At 61.6% G+C, this 16,064-nt stretch carries 12 protein-coding genes and 2 rRNA genes; 11 read left to right on the forward strand and 3 right to left on the reverse strand.

Annotated features, from left to right (window positions below):
* The 9 genes from OKC43_RS06430 to OKC43_RS06470 form a co-directional block, all read left to right on the forward strand.
* Window positions 1-142, forward strand: a 23S ribosomal RNA gene (locus OKC43_RS06430); the annotation flags it as partial.
* Between the two features lie 122 nt (window positions 143-264).
* Window positions 265-379 (forward strand): 5S ribosomal RNA (gene rrf, locus OKC43_RS06435).
* 184 nt (window positions 380-563) lie between these two features.
* The gene (locus OKC43_RS06440) at window positions 564-1,070 is read left to right on the forward strand and encodes an NUDIX hydrolase (RefSeq protein ID WP_064341326.1); all 507 of its coding nucleotides are present in this window, start codon (window positions 564-566) and stop codon (window positions 1,068-1,070) included.
* 132 nt (window positions 1,071-1,202) lie between these two features.
* Window positions 1,203-3,365 (forward strand): AsmA family protein, encoded by a 2,163-nt coding sequence (locus OKC43_RS06445; protein ID WP_236272777.1) that lies wholly within the window; start codon window positions 1,203-1,205, stop codon window positions 3,363-3,365.
* Between the two features lie 145 nt (window positions 3,366-3,510).
* Window positions 3,511-4,893: an ATP-binding protein gene (locus OKC43_RS06450; RefSeq protein WP_236272778.1), complete on the forward strand. Its 1,383-nt coding sequence runs from the start codon at window positions 3,511-3,513 to the stop codon at window positions 4,891-4,893.
* Window positions 4,890-5,537 (forward strand): response regulator transcription factor, encoded by a 648-nt coding sequence (locus OKC43_RS06455; RefSeq protein WP_139409979.1) that lies wholly within the window; start codon window positions 4,890-4,892, stop codon window positions 5,535-5,537. The genes OKC43_RS06450 and OKC43_RS06455 overlap by 4 nt, the downstream gene beginning before the upstream one ends.
* An 80-nt stretch (window positions 5,538-5,617) precedes the next feature.
* Complete coding sequence (locus OKC43_RS06460) at window positions 5,618-6,382, forward strand: DUF2861 family protein (RefSeq protein ID WP_236272779.1); 765 nt, start codon at window positions 5,618-5,620, stop codon at window positions 6,380-6,382.
* Window positions 6,383-6,490: 108 nt separating this feature from the next.
* Window positions 6,491-8,692: a glycoside hydrolase gene (locus tag OKC43_RS06465; RefSeq protein WP_236272780.1), complete on the forward strand. Its 2,202-nt coding sequence runs from the start codon at window positions 6,491-6,493 to the stop codon at window positions 8,690-8,692.
* Window positions 8,693-8,787: 95 nt separating this feature from the next.
* On the forward strand, window positions 8,788-9,318 hold the full coding sequence (locus OKC43_RS06470; protein WP_236272781.1) for a GNAT family N-acetyltransferase: 531 nt from the start codon (window positions 8,788-8,790) through the stop codon (window positions 9,316-9,318).
* A gap of 88 nt (window positions 9,319-9,406) precedes the next feature.
* Here OKC43_RS06470 and glnE read toward each other — a convergent pair whose 3' ends face one another.
* From glnE to OKC43_RS06485, 3 genes are all read right to left on the reverse strand, one after another.
* Window positions 9,407-12,280, reverse strand: coding sequence for a bifunctional [glutamate--ammonia ligase]-adenylyl-L-tyrosine phosphorylase/[glutamate--ammonia-ligase] adenylyltransferase (gene glnE, locus OKC43_RS06475; protein WP_270658851.1), 2,874 nt, complete (start codon window positions 12,278-12,280; stop codon window positions 9,407-9,409).
* A 159-nt stretch (window positions 12,281-12,439) separates the two neighbouring features.
* A complete protein-coding gene (locus OKC43_RS06480) occupies window positions 12,440-12,886 on the reverse strand; it encodes a GNAT family N-acetyltransferase (RefSeq protein WP_139461845.1) in 447 nt (148 codons plus the stop codon).
* 83 nt (window positions 12,887-12,969) lie between these two features.
* Complete coding sequence (locus OKC43_RS06485; RefSeq protein ID WP_005335445.1) at window positions 12,970-14,220, reverse strand: methyl-accepting chemotaxis protein; 1,251 nt, start codon at window positions 14,218-14,220, stop codon at window positions 12,970-12,972.
* A gap of 101 nt (window positions 14,221-14,321) precedes the next feature.
* Here OKC43_RS06485 and OKC43_RS06490 point away from each other — a divergent pair, with 101 nt between their 5' ends.
* Entirely contained in the window at window positions 14,322-15,074 is a 753-nt protein-coding gene (locus OKC43_RS06490) for a potassium channel family protein (protein ID WP_005354446.1), read from the forward strand.
* Between the two features lie 146 nt (window positions 15,075-15,220).
* A complete protein-coding gene (locus tag OKC43_RS06495; RefSeq protein ID WP_005335443.1) occupies window positions 15,221-15,826 on the forward strand; it encodes a TIGR04211 family SH3 domain-containing protein in 606 nt (201 codons plus the stop codon).
* Window positions 15,827-16,064: the final 238 nt, after the last annotated feature.

Raw genomic sequence — 16,064 nt, forward strand, 5'->3', positions numbered from 1 at the left:
GAAGCGAGCCCTGAGATGAGTCATCCCTGACCCCTTGAGGGTCCTAAAGGGCCGTTGGAGACCACAACGTTGATAGGTGGGGTGTGTAAGCGCGGCGACGTGTTGAGCTAACCCATACTAATTACCCGTGAGGCTTAACCATACAACACCCAAGAAGTGTTCTAAGGCTTGTAACAGATACCAAGCGAACTACTCAAATTCAGTGATAGTGACAAGCCAAGCGCAACATCACTACTCACGTCAGCTTTCTAGATTAAGAATTTGCCTGGCGGCCATAGCGCCGTGGAACCACCTGATCCCATGCCGAACTCAGAAGTGAAACGCGGTAGCGCCGATGGTAGTGTGGCATTCGCCATGCGAGAGTAGGACACTGCCAGGCACCCAATACAAGAAACCCCGCTCATCGAGCGGGGTTTTTTATTGCCTGCAATTCAGCAAATCGTCTGATAATTGACCTTCTTTACCCCTCTTTAACCTGAACACCTTATCCTCCCTGTCTGTTTTACTCATAGAAATTGACCCCAACGGCGTAAAATAGCTCTTTATCTGGTCGGAGATAGCCCATGTTTTGTCCAAAATGTGGTGGTCAACCCCTGCAGAGCGTCAGCCCCAAAGAGTTTCGCTGTGGCTGCGGTTTTCATTTTTTCCAGAATGTGGCGACGGCGGTGATGGTGGCGCTTTGCTGGCAGGACGAGGTGCTGGTTGCGGTGCGTGCCCGCAATCCTAGCAAGGGTTTGCTGGATCTGCCGGGCGGATTTGTCGATCCCGGCGAGTCGCTGGAGGGGGCGTTGGTGCGCGAGTTGCAGGAGGAGCTGGGGCTCGATGTTAGCGCCCAACCTTTTAGCTATCTCGGTTCCTTCCCCAATATCTATCCCTACGATGGCATCACCTATCACACCTGTGACACCTTTTTCGCCATCAGGCTGAGTGAAAAACCTGTCATCCAGCCGGCTGACGATGTGGCCGCCTGTCAGTGGCTGAAGATCAGCGATATCCCCTTGCCCCGCTTTGCTTTCGAATCGACGCGCACAGCTATGGCGCGGTTGCAGCAATCCCCTTTGCAGGCCTGATCCCTGCTGATGACGATGGGGATTGGCAGCGACCATCCCTGTCTCATCCTTGTCCGCTTTTGTCCCGCAGGCGCCATTCGTCAGACGGTGAGTGGTATAGTCAGCAGTGGATCCGGACTCAAGGAGCATATCGTGAAGAAGATAGTTCTCATCTTGCTCGGCATCGCTGTGGCGGTCTTGCTGGCCATAGTGACGCTGATAAGCCTTATCGACCCCAATCAATTCAAGCCCCAACTGGCTGAACAGGTGCGCAAGAGCACAGGCCGGGAACTGGTGATGGCGGGAGAGATTGACTGGCGTTTCTGGCCGAGTCTCGGCCTCTCGCTGGAGAAGGTTGCTCTGCGCAATCCGGCTGGCTTTGCCGAGCCGGATCTGATTCGTTTCGAACAGGGTGAGGCCTCGGTGGCCCTGTTGCCGCTGCTCTCCCATCGTCTGGAGATTGGCAAGGTGACCCTGAGTGGCGCCCATCTCTTTATCCAGACCAAGGCGGATGGCAGCTCCAATCTGAGCGGACTGATCAAAGATGCCACTGCTGATGCAAGCGCACCGGTCGTCCCCGCAACCCCTGCGCCAACCGCTGATAGCAAGCCCTGGCAGATCAGCTTGCAGGGTGTCGCGCTCTCCCAGGCCAGTGCGCTGGTACAGGATGATCGCAGCGGCACCTCGCTGCGACTGGATCGCCTCGATCTCGATATGGGGCAGCTGGCCACCGGTCAGTGGGTACCCGTGACGCTGGCCGCCAAGGGGAGTGCCGACAAGCTCGCTTTCGATGTTAAAGGGCAGACCCAGATCAAGCTGGCGCAGGAGGTGATGGCCAGTGAACTGAAAGACTTGAGCCTCAGTGGCAGCCTGAGTGATCCGTCCCTGCAACTCGACAGTTTTTCCATCAAGGGAGACCGACTGGCCCTGGGTGAGTGGAGCAACCTCACGTTGGCGCTGAAGGGTGCCAAGGTAGAGGGGCAGCAAGCTTCACTGGCTGGCTCGCTGGATGGAACACTCAAGGGAAGGCTCGATAAAGAGATGAAGCTGGCCGAGCTCTCCGATGTGCTGCTGACGGCAGCGCTGGAAGGTGATGCGCTGCCACGCCCGCAGATGAAGCTGAAACTGGCCGGGTTTGCCCGTGCCGAGCTCGACAAGCAGTTGATTACCCTGAGCAAGCTGGTGATGAGTGCTGATGAGGCGCTGCTGAGTGGTGATGGAACCGTGCAGCTTGGCGCCGTTCCCGCAATCAGCTTCGATCTCAAGGGGGAGAAGCTGGATCTCGACAAATGGCTCGCCAAATCGGTACCGACCACACCTGCGCAGGCGAAAGAGGACAAACCGGCGGCCGGTGCTTCCAATACCGCTGCAAGTGACAATAAAGCGGTCACCGGCAAGAGCGAAGCCCTCTCCGCGGTTGAACCGGATCTGGGCGCGCTCAAAGGGGTGGATCTGGATGGTCGGTTGCAACTTGGCAGCCTGCGCCTGAAAGGGCTGGATCTCGGTGCTGTCGATCTGCAGGTGGCTCTGGCCAAGGGACTGCTCACGCTCAAACAGTTCAGCGCGACCGTGGCTGGCGGTCAGGTAAGCGCGAACGGGGTACTCGACGCACGCCAGCAGCCCGCCACCTACAAGGTGCACAAGCAGGTGGCCGGAGTGAACATTCGCCCCTTGTTGCAGACTCTGGCTCAGAGTGATCTGCTGGAGGGCAAGGGCGATCTCGATGTGCAGGTGCAGGGGCGTGGTCTCTCCGCGCTGGCACTGCGCAACGGGATGCAGGGCAAGGTTACCTTGAAACTGAGCGACGGTGCCCTGCATGGCATCAACCTGCCGGAGATGATCCGCGAGGCGCGGGCTACCCTCACCGGCAAGGGGGCCGAGCAGGTGAAGGAGGCGCGCAAGACCGACTTCAGCGCCCTGACCGCCAGCTTCCAGATTGCCAACGGCATCGCCCGCAGCAACGACATCCAGCTCTTTGCTCCCGCCTTGCGCGTCAAGGGCGAGGGGCAGACGGCGTTGGTGCCGGAGAGCCTCGACTTCCTGTTCCTTACCTCCATCGTCGAGAGCAGCAAGGGGCAGGGAGGGAAGGATGTGGATGAGCTCAAGGAGATCACCATTCCGGTGCGGATCGGCGGTCACTGGCAAGCTCCCAGCTACCAGCTCGATGTGAAGGCGCTGCTCAGCAACAACAAGCTTCTGGAGGATAAGGCGCGCAAGGAGGCCGAACGCGGCCTCAAGAAGCTGCTGGGTGACAAGGCCGACAATGAAGCCGTCAAAGGGGTAGCCGACCAGCTGCTCAAGGGACTGTTCAAATAGGTGACGGTTCATATGGGCTGGCGGGAGCCGCGCCAATGCCGTTAGCGGTTGACCGGATGTCAGCGCCATTGAAAAATGGCGCTGACATTTTTTATGGCGCAGTGATCTGCTGCGCCTTGATCCGGAGTCATCTCGAGTTGAACTCATGCGCCTGATCCTGCTGCTCTGCTCCCTGATCTGCTGCGGCATGGCTTCTCCCGTGCTGGCCGGGCCGCTGGCAGATCGTCTGGCGGGCGCGCTGGCCGAGCAGGCTCCCGAACAGGCGCTGCCTCTTGACGAGGTGCAGCGGCTCGATCGTCGCCTGATTGCTCCCGACTCCCTCTATCCCGCCTGGCAGAGCTATCCGCTGCGCCAGTTGCAGGCCATCAATCGCTACCAGCAGGAGTGCGGGACAGATAATGAGTTGCCCGCCGAGTGGCTGCCGCTGCTTCGGGCGCTTTGCGGCCAAGGGGCTGCGCCCTCGGCCAGTTGGTTTGCCGCTCACCCCATCTATCCGCTGGGCGGCTCCAGCGTGGCTCGCTGGCAGGCTGGTCATCCGGCGGCCGGGCTCAACGCTCTGCTCCATGTGCGGGAGCGGCGCGATCGGTTGGGGCAGCTTGGCGAGCTTGATGATGACAACCTCGACGCCCTGCTGCGGGGCGAGCGCTGGCTGCTGCAATCCGGTCACCTCTGGCTGCTCGCAGAACAGCAGTGGCGCCGTTATGGCGCGGGGCAGTGGCAGCCGCTGGCCGATCGGCTTGGCGTGACGCTGGATAGCCGTACCGATGGTACTTGTGAAGAGCTAGTCGGAGCGATTTGCTTCAATACTCGCCCCACGCTTGGCTGGCAGTGGCTGGCGCTGGCCAGCACGTTTGGCTTTATCCTGTTGTTGGGGTGGGCCAGTTGGCAGCGCTGGCGCCTGCTACGGGAGCGGCGCGTCGCGTTGCAGATGCTGACCCACGAGCTGCGTACCCCCATCATGGCGCTCTCCGGCATCAGCGAGGAGCTGCGCCACGATTTCGACCGGCTTCCCCCTTCCGCCCAGCAGAGCGTGGGTCAGCTGCTGGGCAGTGTCGCCCGCCTGCATCAGCTGGCGCAGGCCAGTCGCCACTATCTGGCGGCTGAGACTCTCGAAGATGAGCGGGTGGCGGTCAGTCTCACCGAGTGGCTCACCCTGGTTTGCAAGCGGCATGACGCCACCTTCTGCCTTGAGCGGGAGATGACTCTGGCGCTCCCCTTCTACTGGCTCGATCTGGCCCTCGACAACTTGCTGCGCAACGCCAGCCAGCATGGCCGTGCGCCGGTTCGAGTCAGTGCCCGCTGGCAGGCTGGGCACTTGATCCTCGCGGTCAGCGATGGCGGCGAGCTGCCGGGTTACCGGCTCGCCACCCTGCTGCGCCGTGGGGCCCGTGCCGATGGTCTGGGGCTGGGGCTTGCCATCGTGCGCCATCTGCTGCGCCGTCTTGGCGGGAGCCTCGCCTTATCCGGCCCGCCCACCACCTTCACCCTGACGCTGCCCTGCCAACTCTGGAGCAACCCCGAATCATGAAGACCATCTTGCTTGTCGAAGACGAGGCATTGCTGGCGGAGAACCTGCAACGCTATCTGACCCGCGAGGGGTATCGCTGTCTCTGGTGCGACACCCTGGCTGCGGCGGAGCAGCAGTGGCTGGCGGCGGATCTGGTGCTGCTGGATCGCACCATGCCGGAGGGGGATGCCCTCGACTGGCTACCCCAGTGGCTGGCGCGCAAGGCGCTGCCGGTGATCGTGCTCACCGCAAGGGTGGAGGTGAGCGATCGGGTGGCCGGGCTCGATGCGGGGGCGCGCGACTACCTGACCAAACCCTTCTCCCATGACGAGCTGCTGGCGCGGATCCGGGCCCAGTTGCGTCAGCTGGGGGATGGCACTCAGGCAGTGGGCGGCTTGCAGCTTCATCCTGCCCGGATGCAGGCGAGCTGGCAGGATGCGGAGGTGAGCTTTACCCCCACCGAGTTTGCCCTGCTCACTCTGCTGGTGCGGATGGCGGGGCGGGTGCTGAGCAGGGAGGAGATCCTCAACCGGGTATGGGGCTATCAGGCGTTTCCCTCCACCCGCACCGTTGATACCCATATTCTGCAACTGCGCCAGAAGCTGCCCGGGTTGGCCATCGAGACGGTGCGCGGCATCGGCTACCGGCTGGAGGTGACAGCGTGAAGCGCGCAACGCTGGCTGCTCTGCTGTTGGCTCTAAGCGTCGGCCTTCTGAACCTGGGCCTTCTAAACGTAAGCAGCGTGATGGCAACCGAACGCCTCCTGGAAGCCGATCGCGCCGACCCGCTGCAACCGGCTACGTTGGCGCTGTTGCAGGGGGATAACCGGCACGCCTGGCAATCTTTGCAGCAGGCTTGGCCTGTCCTTAACAGCGATGCCGAGCGCCGTAGTTGGCAGGGGATGCTGGCCGCGCTGAGTGCCCAGCACTGCGGCAAGGATTTCCCGCTCACTCTGCCTGATGGGGTGAGCGAGCTGCGCCTTGAGCTAATCCAGCGCGATGCGCCACTGTTGCGGGACTATCGGGTGCAGCTGACCGGGGAGGGGCCCATCACCGCAGCTGAACTTATCGATCCCGCTGGCCGTGACCGACTGGCAGGTGCCCAGTGGGAGGCGGAAGAGAACTCCGGAATCAGGGTTGTCGGGTCCGATCTACCGACGCCTTTGCCAGCCGGGCTCTATCAGCTGCGGCTGACGGTGGCGGGCCAGCGTTGGCAGGTGGCGCTGCCACTGCCTGCGGTGCAGGATCTGGACTGGCTCTCCCGCTCGCCGCAGGCGGTGGCCAATCCCCCCGCCAATCCCGCTTCCTGTACGCCGCTCTGGCTCGATCAGGCGGTACTGGCCCGCCCGCAATTCTCCCTGCTCTGGTGGCACCGCATTGCGCCCGATGAGCCGGTTAACTGGCCAACCGCTACGCCCGACAGCTGGCGTACCCTTTCGCTGGTGCAGACCAGCCAGCGCGGCCAGCTGGTGTTGCAGCTAAGCCACAGTCAGGCGGGGCCGGTGGACTAATGGATGTCGTGATGGTCAGGTCACCGCAATCCTGACATTGGCCTGACAATCGTAGGCGGCTAATCTGCTGAAATGGCGATTCCCGTGTGTTATCAGGAATCACCGACCATGACTTTTCTTCCCGTGCTAACGAGCCGGATCCGCCCGCTGCTACTGTTGGCGCCGCTGTTCTCCCTGCCTGCCGAGGCGCTGACCCTGGCCAACGATCAGTGGCGTATCGAGCTGGATCCCGCCACCCTGGCGGCCGAGGCTGTGCTGCCATCGGGCAAGCACCTTCTCATCTCTTCTCCCGGCCCGCGTCAGCCGGTCACCGCGCTGCAGCAGGAGGGGGAGCGTGCCAGCTGGCTGACCCGTGCCGATGGCGAGATGCGGGCCTTGGCTCGCCTTGAGGGTAACCGTCTGATCCTCACCCTGAGCCGTGCGAGTGCTGGCGAGCTGGTGTGGCCGCGGGTACCGGCAGGTGTGCAGGCGCTGATACTGCCGATCCACGAGGGATTTCGCATTCCGGCTACGCACACTGCGTGGCGCAAGGCGCTGGCGCAGGAGTATCAGGGGATCAACACCACCGAAAATCTCACCCTGCCGGTGGTTGGGCTGGATCACGGCGATCAGCAGCTGGCGATCCTCTTTGCCAACCCTTTCAACAACCGGCTCACCTTTGCTCCGAAGAAAGATGGCATTGCCCTCACCGCGACCCACAGCGTCAATCGCCTCAATCTGGCTGACCCCTATGAGGTGGCAGTGTCGTTGCAACCGGGCAACGACTGGCTGGCGGCGGCCAAGGCCTATCGCAGCTGGTTGCAGGAGCGGGGCGAGCTGGTCTCGCTCGAAAGCAAGCTGGCGGCAGTAAAGGATGGCAAACGGCTGATCGGTGCCTCTCACCTCTACCTCTGGGGCGAGCGACTGCTGGTGCCACAGGATGTGAAGAGTTGGCCCGCGCTGCGCCGCCTGATCCCTGTTGACTGGCTCAAGGGGGAGAGCAAGCGTGAGCTGCAAGCGCCCGATCTTGAGCGAAACCGCTACCTGCAAAACCGGGTGCTGGCCGGAGTTGAGCAGGCGCTCGTGCTGCGCCATCCGGGTCAGCAACCGGCCGATTTCGCTGCCCGGCGTGAGCTGGCGGCCACGCAACTGGGGGCTGCGCTCAACGAGCCGCAGAGTTGGGGTGATGGCAGCTCGGCCAAGATGATCGCCGCTCTCAAGCAGGCTGGACTACCCAGACTCTGGCTGGGGCTGCCCCAGTGGACCGCCGGTTTTGCTGCGCCAGAGGGGATTGAATTTGCCAAACAGGCGGGCTATCTCATCGCCCCTTACGACTCCTACGATACCGCGCTGCCGGAGGGGAATCGCCAGCAGAGCTGGCTCACCGCCCAGATGGGGCAGGATATTTACCTGCGCTGCGGCATCATGCAGGAGAACGGCCGGCGCAAGAGCGGCTTTCAAAAGAGCGGCGTTTACACCAATCAGGCCTGCGTGCGCCCGGTGATGGAGCAGCGAGTGCCCAAATTGCAGCAGGCGAGCCACTACAACAGCTGGTTCCTCGATGTGGCGGCGACCGGTATGGTGTTTGATGACTTTGACCCGGCCAAGCCGACCAGTCAGGCGCAGGATGCGCAAAACCGGATGGCTGGGATGGCGTGGATTGCCAGGAGTCAGGGGGTGCTGGTGGGCTCCGAGGAGGGCGGCGCGGTTGCCAACCGCACCGCGGCCTTTGCCCACGGCCCCCAGACCAGCGGTTTTGGCTGGCAGGATCCCGATATGCGCCGCAACAAGCGCTCTCCCTACTATCTGGGAGCCTGGTATCCCGACTATCAGCCCGCGTTCTTCTTTCGCCAGAGCCATCTAAAACCTGAGTATCAGGGGCTCTACTTCGATCCGGCGCTGCGGTTGCCGCTGTTCCAGAGCGTCTTTCACGACAGCATAGTGACCACCCACCACTGGACGATGGACAGCCTCAAATTCAGGGAGAGCCGTCAGGTGACCGAACTGTTGCAGCAGCTCTACAACGTGCCGCCGCTGCTCAGCCTCAGTCTGGATAGTGCCAGCGTGCGCATTCCCTATCTCAAGGGGCTCGATACCTTCTTCCGCCCGCTGCATGAGCGGCTCTACAACCAGCCACTCACCGGTTTTCGCTGGCTCGACAAACGAGGAGTGGTGCAGCAGAGCGAGTTTGCCGATGGCACTCGACTGATAGCCAACTTCGGCCCGGCCACCGAGCTGGCAGGGATAAAACTGGCCGCTCAAAGCGTGCTGGCGCTGCTGCCCGATGGCAGCCAGCAGCAGTTTGTTTCGCAACCGGATGGCGCCCGCTAATCGGGTGTTCTGGCTTTTATTTCATCAGAGGATGCTGTGGCAGAACTTTTCATGTATAGATGAACGTTCTGCAAAATAGATGAGAGGTAGTTCTGATGATTGAGAGTGAAGTGATTAGAGAGGTAAACCATCCGGCGTGGCCGCTGGTCTGGCAGATCTATGGCGAGAGTTTTCCCCGCTACGAGCAGCGCCAGTCACAGCATCAGCCACAGAAGATGCAGGATCCTCGCTATCACTGCCAAATCTTTTATCAGGACGGCCTGCTGCTCGGTTTTATCTTCTGGTGGGCGTGCGACGAGCAGATCTATATCGAACATCTGGCCATTAATCCGGCGCTGCGCGGCCGCAACTACGGCAGCCGCCTGCTGGCCGAATTTTGCGAGCGGGCAGGCAAAACCGTCATTCTCGAGATCGATCCGCCAGAGGATGAGATTGCCATTCGCCGTCTGCGCTTCTATCAGGGGCTGGGCTTTTGTCTCAACGACTATGCCCATCTCCACCCGCCCTATCATCCTGACTATCAAGGTCATGCCCTGCGGGTGTTGAGCTATCCGGGGCTTCTTGAGGAAGAGGCCTATCAGCGTTTCAACAGCATGCTGGTGGAGACGGTGATGGATCACGGCTGAGCAGCCGCAAGAATGCTGTTTTACCGATAAGAGAAGGGCCCGCCTGAAGCAATTCAGGCGGGCCCTTTTTCATTGCCGCTGGCGGTAATTACTCCCCCAGCAGGGTTCGCCAGACGGCGAGTACATGGCTGCGTTCACTCTGCAGCTGATCGTCGCTCACCTTGTGGGAGATCTCCGAGAGGTTGAGGCGATGGCCTAGGTTGCGGATCTCCAGATAGGCCTGTTTCAGCCCCTCCGCCTGCTCCAGCGTCAGCACCCCCGCCATGACGCACTCGTCGAAGATGCGCACGTTATCGGACCAGCGGGTGAGGGCATCGGGCTCGCCGCAGGCGTGGGCCAGCACCAGATACTGGGCGATAAACTCGATATCCACCATGCCGCCGGGGGACTGCTTGAGGTCGAACTCGCCGGCACCGGCTTTGAGCAGGTGATCCCGCATCTTGTGGCGCATCTCGCGCACCTCGCGGGCCAGAGTCGGCAGCTCCCGTTCCTTGGCCAGCACATCGCGGCGGATGCGGGCAAACTCGGCAACGATGGTGTCATCGCCATAGATGGGGCGGGCCCGCACCAGCGCCTGATGCTCCCAGGTCCACGCCTCGTTTTGCTGGTACTGCTCGTAGGCCGAGAGGGACGACACCAGCAGGCCGGAGTCACCGGAGGGGCGCAGCCGCATATCGATCTCGTAGAGAATGCCGGACGGGGTGCGGGTGCTGAACAGGTGCAGGATCCGCTGGGCGAGACGCAGGTAGAACTGGCGGCTGTCGATGGGCTTGCGCCCGTCGGTGTAGCTGTTGGGGTCGCCACCGTGCAGGAACACCAGATCGAGATCCGAGCCGTAACCGAGCTCGATGCCGCCCAGCTTGCCATAGGCTACCACCGCAAAGCCGCGCTGGCCGCTCACCGCCACTTCGGGCGGTACCCCGTAGCGCTCGCTCATCTGGACCCATGCCTGATTGACCACCTCCTCGGTGATCGCCTCCGCCAGCCAGGTGAGGTGGTCGCTCACCTTCATCAGCGGCAGGGCGCCGGCGATGTCGGCCGCCACGATGCGCAGCAGCTGCACCTGCTTGAACTGGCGCAGCGCCTCCATCTGCTGCTCCACATCCTCTTCGGGGATGCGCAGCAGGAACTGGCGCAGCTGGGGTTTGTACTGATCGAGCGGGGTGGGGTGATAGAGGTGCTGGGGATCGAGCAGCTCGTCCAGCAAAATGGGGTAGCGGGCCAGCTGCTCGCTCACCAGATGGCTGGCGTCGCACAGCCGCACCAGCTGGCGCAGGGCGCCCGGGTTTTCCGCCAGCAGCTGCAGATAGGCGCTGCGGGTGAAGATGCGGGTCAGCAGCTCACACACCCGCTCGAACAGGCGGGCGGGTTGCTCGCTGGCCACCACCAGTCGCAGCAGCTCCGGCATCAGCCAGTCCAGCGCGATGCGCCCCTGCGGCCCCACTTGACGGCGCTTGTACTCCTCCTTGAAACGTAGCAGGGCGGTGCAGAGCGGGGCGGGTTCGGCCACCCCCTGCGCGGTCAGCAGTTTTTCCAGCTCGGCGGCGTCGAGCTCGGTGCGCCAGAGATCGAGCCAGAGCTGCTCCAGATGAGCTGGCGCCTCCTTCTCTTCCCCCACCACGGCGGCGAACTCCTGATGGACGGCGGCCATCTCCTCATCGAGATGAGCCATAAAGGCTGCCCAGTCCGTAAAACCGAGGGCGGCGATCAGCCGCTGGCGATCCCGCTCCTCGGTGGGCAGGGTCTGGGTCTGTTGATCGCCGATCTCCTGCAATATGTTCTCGACCCGGCGCAGGAAGCGATAGGCCGTCAGCAAGCGATCGCAATGGGCGGATTCGAGGGCGCCACATTGGGCGATGGCAGCCAGCGCTTCGGGCAGGTGGCGCACCCGCAGCGCCGGTTCGCGCCCGCCGCGAATAAGTTGCAGCGCCTGGGCGATAAACTCCACCTCGCGAATGCCGCCAGCCCCCAGCTTGATGTTGCCCTCCAGCCCCTTGCGGCGCACCTCGGCGGCGATCATCGCCTTCATCTGGCGCAGACCGTCGATGACGCCAAAGTCGATATAGCGGCGAAACACGAAGGGGCGCAGCATCTCGGCGAGCTCCACGGCGTGCTCGCACTGGGGCCCCAGTACCCGCGCCTTGACCATGGCGTAGCGCTCCCAGTTGCGGCCGTGGTGCTGGTAGTAATCCTCCATGGCAGCAAAGGAGATGGCCAGTGGCCCCGCATCGCCAAAGGGGCGCAGCCGCATGTCGACCCGGAACACCTGACCATCCTGGGTGGGCTGGTGAAGGGCGTTGATGATGCGCTGACCCAGCTTGATAAAGAACTGCTGGTTGGCGAGCTCGCGTCGTCCGCCAACCGTGTAGCCGTTCTCGGGGAAGGTGAAGATAAGGTCGATGTCCGAGGAGAAGTTCAGCTCGCCGCCCCCCAGCTTGCCCATACCGAGGATCAGCAGCGGTTGCGGGTTGCCATTGCCATCCATCGGGGTGCCCAGCTCGCCGCACTGTTTGGCGTAGAGCCAGTCGCGGGCAGAGCAGATCAGCGTATCTGCCAGCTTGGTGAGGTGGATAAAGCTCTCTTCTACTTCAGCGTGGCCCAGCAGCTCGCGCCAGGCGATCACCAGCATGCGGCTGCGGCGGAACTGGCGCAGGATGCGCTTGAGCGCCTCTTCATCACTCACCTCGGCGAGCAGGGCGGTCAGATCGCTCTGGTAGGCGGGCCAGCGTTCGGAGCGCTCCAGATCTCCGTAGGCGAGCAGCTCGGTCAGCAACTCCGGCTGTTTGAAGAGGGAGTCGGCGACAAAATCGGAGAGGCCGAGCAGGGTCTGCAGGGTCTGGCGAACGGGCTCGGGCAGCGAGCCATAGTCGGGGGCTAGCTCGACCAGTCGCTGCCATTGGCGCTCGGCCTGTTCTTGCAGCAGGGGGGAGAGGGCGGAGAAAGAGGGAGAGTGCTGGGCCACGGTTGCCGTCCTTGTGGTTCACGACAGCGGGTTAACGACACGAGGTTAACAACGCTGCCGGTTCAAAATGGTGGCTGCCAATCTAGCACTGTCAGGCCCCCGCGTCACAGCGCAGGGGCGAGAAGCATGATCCGGTGGGAATTATTGGCCGCCAGTCAATCAGGTGCGCTGGTAGATGGCAGGGTTGTAGATCTCCATCAGGCTGTCTGGACTTGCTGGGGGCGCAAAGCCAAAACCGGCATAGAGGCCGTGAGCATCAGAGGTGGCGAGAGCGAGACGACGTAATCCCTGCAACTCGGGATGGTCGACAATGGTTGCCACCAGTGCCTTGCTGTAACCCCGGCCGCGGTACTCAGGCAGCACGAAGACATCGGCCAGATAGCCAAAGGTGGCCTTGTCGGTGATGACCCGGGCGAAGGCAACCTGCTGACCATCGACATAGCCGCCAACGCAGAGGGAGTGGTTGATAGCCCGCACCACAGTGCTGTGGGGAATACCACGGCACCAGTAAGCCTCTTCGGAGAGAAAACGGTGGATCAGCGGCACATCGAGCCGCCCCTTGTCGTCACTGAGCTCGAGTGGTGAGTGCGTTGCATTCTGCTGCATATTGGCTCCTTGCCGTGCGCTGGAAATGAGAAAGGCCCCCTCAAGGGGCCTTCCAGTCTAACCGGATTGGGGCATGAAAACAGTCAGACGAGTTTGAAGGACTGGATCTGGCTGTCGAGCTCCTTGCTGTGCTGCTCGACCAGTTCGGAGGCCTCTTGCAGTTCACGCAGCACCACGACGGAGCCTTCGGCGATCTGCTTGACCTGTTCCAGATTGCCGCGCATCTCTTCGGCGACCGAGCTCTGTTGCTCGGAGGCGGCGGCGATGTGGCGGTTCATGTCGGCGACACCCTGTACCCGCTGCACTATGGTGGCGAGCTGGGTACCGGCCTGGGTCACCTGTTCCACACCCTTGTCGGCCTGCTGTACGCTTTGGGCCATCAGCTCGCCAGCCTGATGGGCATTGCCCTGCAGCTGTTCGATCATCTTCTGGATCTCGACGGTGGCGGCCTGAGCCCGGTTGGCCAGTTCACGCACTTCGGAGGCCACCACGGCAAAGCCACGACCCGCTTCACCGGCGCGAGCCGCTTCGATGGCCGCGTTCAGGGCCAGCAGGTTGGTCTGTTCCGAGATGCCGCGAATGGTGTCGACTACCGAGCCAATGCGCTCGACCCCCTGCTCCACCTCGTTGACCACGGTGGCGGAGCGCTGGATGTTGCCGGAGAGGGTGTCTATGGTGCTGACGGTGTCGGCGACGCAGCGGCTCCCCTCTTCCGCCAGCTGGCTGGTTTCGGCGGTGGCATGAGAGGCCTGATCCGCATGGGCGGCCACTTCGCGAATGGCACCGACCATCTGGCTCATGGCGCTGGCCAGCTGTTCGATCTGGGTGAACTCTTCGTTGATCGCTTCGTTGGCCTCTTCCATGCAAAGGGTCACCTGGGAGGCGATGTCGTTGAGCTCCTTGCAGGCGGCGCGCTGGTTGCCAAACACCTCTTTGAGGTTCTCCTGCGAGTGGGAGACCGCCTTGGCGATGTCACCGAATTCGTCACGAGACTTGAGCAGTACCTTGTGGCTGAGGTCCCGCTTGGCGAAGCGCTCCAGCAGGCCCACCAGATAGTGCACCTGCTTGACCATCAGGCGGGAGCCGGTGAGCAGCAGGATCACGAACAGCAGCCCCATGATGGCGGTCTCCATCAGACCGGTCCAGAGCAGGCGATTGGAGATCGCATCCGCTTTGGCGGGATCGAGCCCTTCGCTGAGCAGGGTCGCTTCCAGATTGTTGGCGTCAAACCAGAGTTTTGTCAGTAGCAGGAGGGTACTGAACACCATCAGCAGCACCACTTTGGGTACCAACCGGATGTTGCTCATTCTTTTCTCCAGCAGGTTCAGCTGCATTGTCATTCTCCTTTTAAAAGCCGTTTTTTCCTTTGCCCTCAGGACTATCGGCATTATCTTCTCTTTTATTAATTTGCACTGTGCTTAAAGTTGGAAAATGTATGCGACATCACTTAACTCATCTGCGGGCGATGGATCTGCTGATGGCATTTCTGTCGATTATCTCGGTTGTGCTGGTGACGGCTCGCTGGTGGGGCCATGAGAGCCTGACACCACAGACCCTGCAGCTCTTCTATGACCTCGACAGTCTGATCTGCTACTTCTTCCTCGCGCACTTTGCTTATGGCTGGATCCGGGCCTCCGATCGCAAGGCCTATTTCAAGGCCAACTGGATCTATCTGCCGGGTAGCCTGCCGATGGCGGAGCAACTGCGCTGGGCGCGGTTGATCCAGCTGTGGCGGGTCTATCAGCTATTCAAGGAGCACCCGGATCTCTGGGCCATGTTCCGTCGCGAGCGCAACGAGACCACCCTCTCCGGCATCCTGTTTCTGTTCTTCCTGCTGCTGGGGGTGGGCTCCGGCGTCATGTACTGGATTGAGTCAGGCCAGCCCGGCAGCCAGATTGAGACACCCTATGACGCGTTCTGGTGGACGCTGGTGACCCTATCGACAGTGGGTTACGGGGATCTGGTGCCCAAGACAGAGGAGGGGCGGTTTGTCGCCAGCCTGCTGATCCTGTTCGGGGTCGGTCTGTTTGGTGCCATCAGCGGTTTTATGGCCAGCCTGTTTTTGCAGCCCAACAAGGGGGATGGCGAGACCGACAAGTGGCGTCATCACTACAACAACCAGCAAGAGGAGCTGCTGCGGGAGATCCGCGCCCTGCGCAGCGAGGTGCAGGAGCTGAAAAACAAGTGAGGCCGCGGACGGGCAAGTTGCGAGGTGACTCGCAACTCTGCGCTCTTTAATCCGGGGGAGGTGCTTTTTCTTTGCTTGTCCTTTAACCTGCTGGCGGCTTAACATTCAACCTCTTGTCCAAACCTGAAAAAGAGAATCGATCGACCATGCGCGCCCTTCTCGGGATTTTGATCTGCTTGTGTGCCCAACAGGCACTGGCCGATACCCGTTATGTTTCAGACAACATCTTTACCTATATCCACAATGGCCCGGGTACCCAGTACCGGATCCTTGGCAGCGTCAAGGCTGGTGAACCGCTGGAGGTAAAGGCGGTGAACAGCGAGGCCGGTTTCACCCAGGTGGTGGACGGTCGTGGCCGCGAGGGGTGGATCAAAAACAGCGAACTGCAGAGCCAGATCAGCCTGCGCGAGCGTCTGCCCCAGGTGGAAAAAGAGCGCGATGAGCTTAAAGATCGCTTGCAGAACCTTAACGGTGACAACGAGAAACGCTTCACCGAGAAGGATGGCCAGATCGCTGCCCAGAGCAAGGAGATCGCCGCTCTCAAGGCCCAGCTGGTCAGTCAGGGTGAGGAGATGAGCAATCTCAAAGAGCAGAATGATGCCCTGACCCAGAGCTACGACAACCAGGAGCACGACATGCAGATGGACTGGTTTATCCGTGGTGGTGCCATGGTGGGTGCCGGTATTCTGCTTGGCATCCTGCTGCCCATGCTGCCCCGTCGTCGCAGCCGCGGCGATCGCTGGATGAACTGACAGCATCTGGCTGAATGAATTGCTGAGAAGGGTCGCCGTGGCGGCCCTTCTTTTTTTGGGGCGTATTGGGCGGAATGCGTGGCTGCTTTGCGATAGAGTGGCGGCAGATCGTATACAAAATGAAGTCAGATGACCCTCACGCTTGCTGGCGTATTGGCTTCAAAAGGGAATTCATGGGGTGAATGAGCGATCTTTGTTAAAGAGTGGCAACAAATTCATTTCATATAGGGTGCAACAT

It is taken from the genome of Aeromonas sp. Y289-2 (assembly GCF_027705925.1).
Lineage (GTDB): Bacteria > Pseudomonadota > Gammaproteobacteria > Enterobacterales > Aeromonadaceae > Aeromonas > Aeromonas veronii.

Coding starts and splice junctions, on each gene's coding strand:
- OKC43_RS06440 (WP_064341326.1), top strand. CDS start 564: ATGTTTTGTCCAAAATGTGGTGGTCAACCCCTGCAGAGCGTCAGCCCC.
- OKC43_RS06450 (WP_236272778.1), top strand. CDS start 3,511: ATGCGCCTGATCCTGCTGCTCTGCTCCCTGATCTGCTGCGGCATGGCT.
- OKC43_RS06455 (WP_139409979.1), top strand. CDS start 4,890: ATGAAGACCATCTTGCTTGTCGAAGACGAGGCATTGCTGGCGGAGAAC.
- OKC43_RS06460 (WP_236272779.1), top strand. CDS start 5,618: ATGGCAACCGAACGCCTCCTGGAAGCCGATCGCGCCGACCCGCTGCAA.
- OKC43_RS06465 (WP_236272780.1), top strand. CDS start 6,491: ATGACTTTTCTTCCCGTGCTAACGAGCCGGATCCGCCCGCTGCTACTG.
- OKC43_RS06470 (WP_236272781.1), top strand. CDS start 8,788: ATGATTGAGAGTGAAGTGATTAGAGAGGTAAACCATCCGGCGTGGCCG.
- OKC43_RS06480 (WP_139461845.1), bottom strand. CDS start 12,886: ATGCAGCAGAATGCAACGCACTCACCACTCGAGCTCAGTGACGACAAG.
- OKC43_RS06485 (WP_005335445.1), bottom strand. CDS start 14,220: ATGCAGCTGAACCTGCTGGAGAAAAGAATGAGCAACATCCGGTTGGTA.
- OKC43_RS06490 (WP_005354446.1), top strand. CDS start 14,322: ATGCGACATCACTTAACTCATCTGCGGGCGATGGATCTGCTGATGGCA.
- OKC43_RS06495 (WP_005335443.1), top strand. CDS start 15,221: ATGCGCGCCCTTCTCGGGATTTTGATCTGCTTGTGTGCCCAACAGGCA.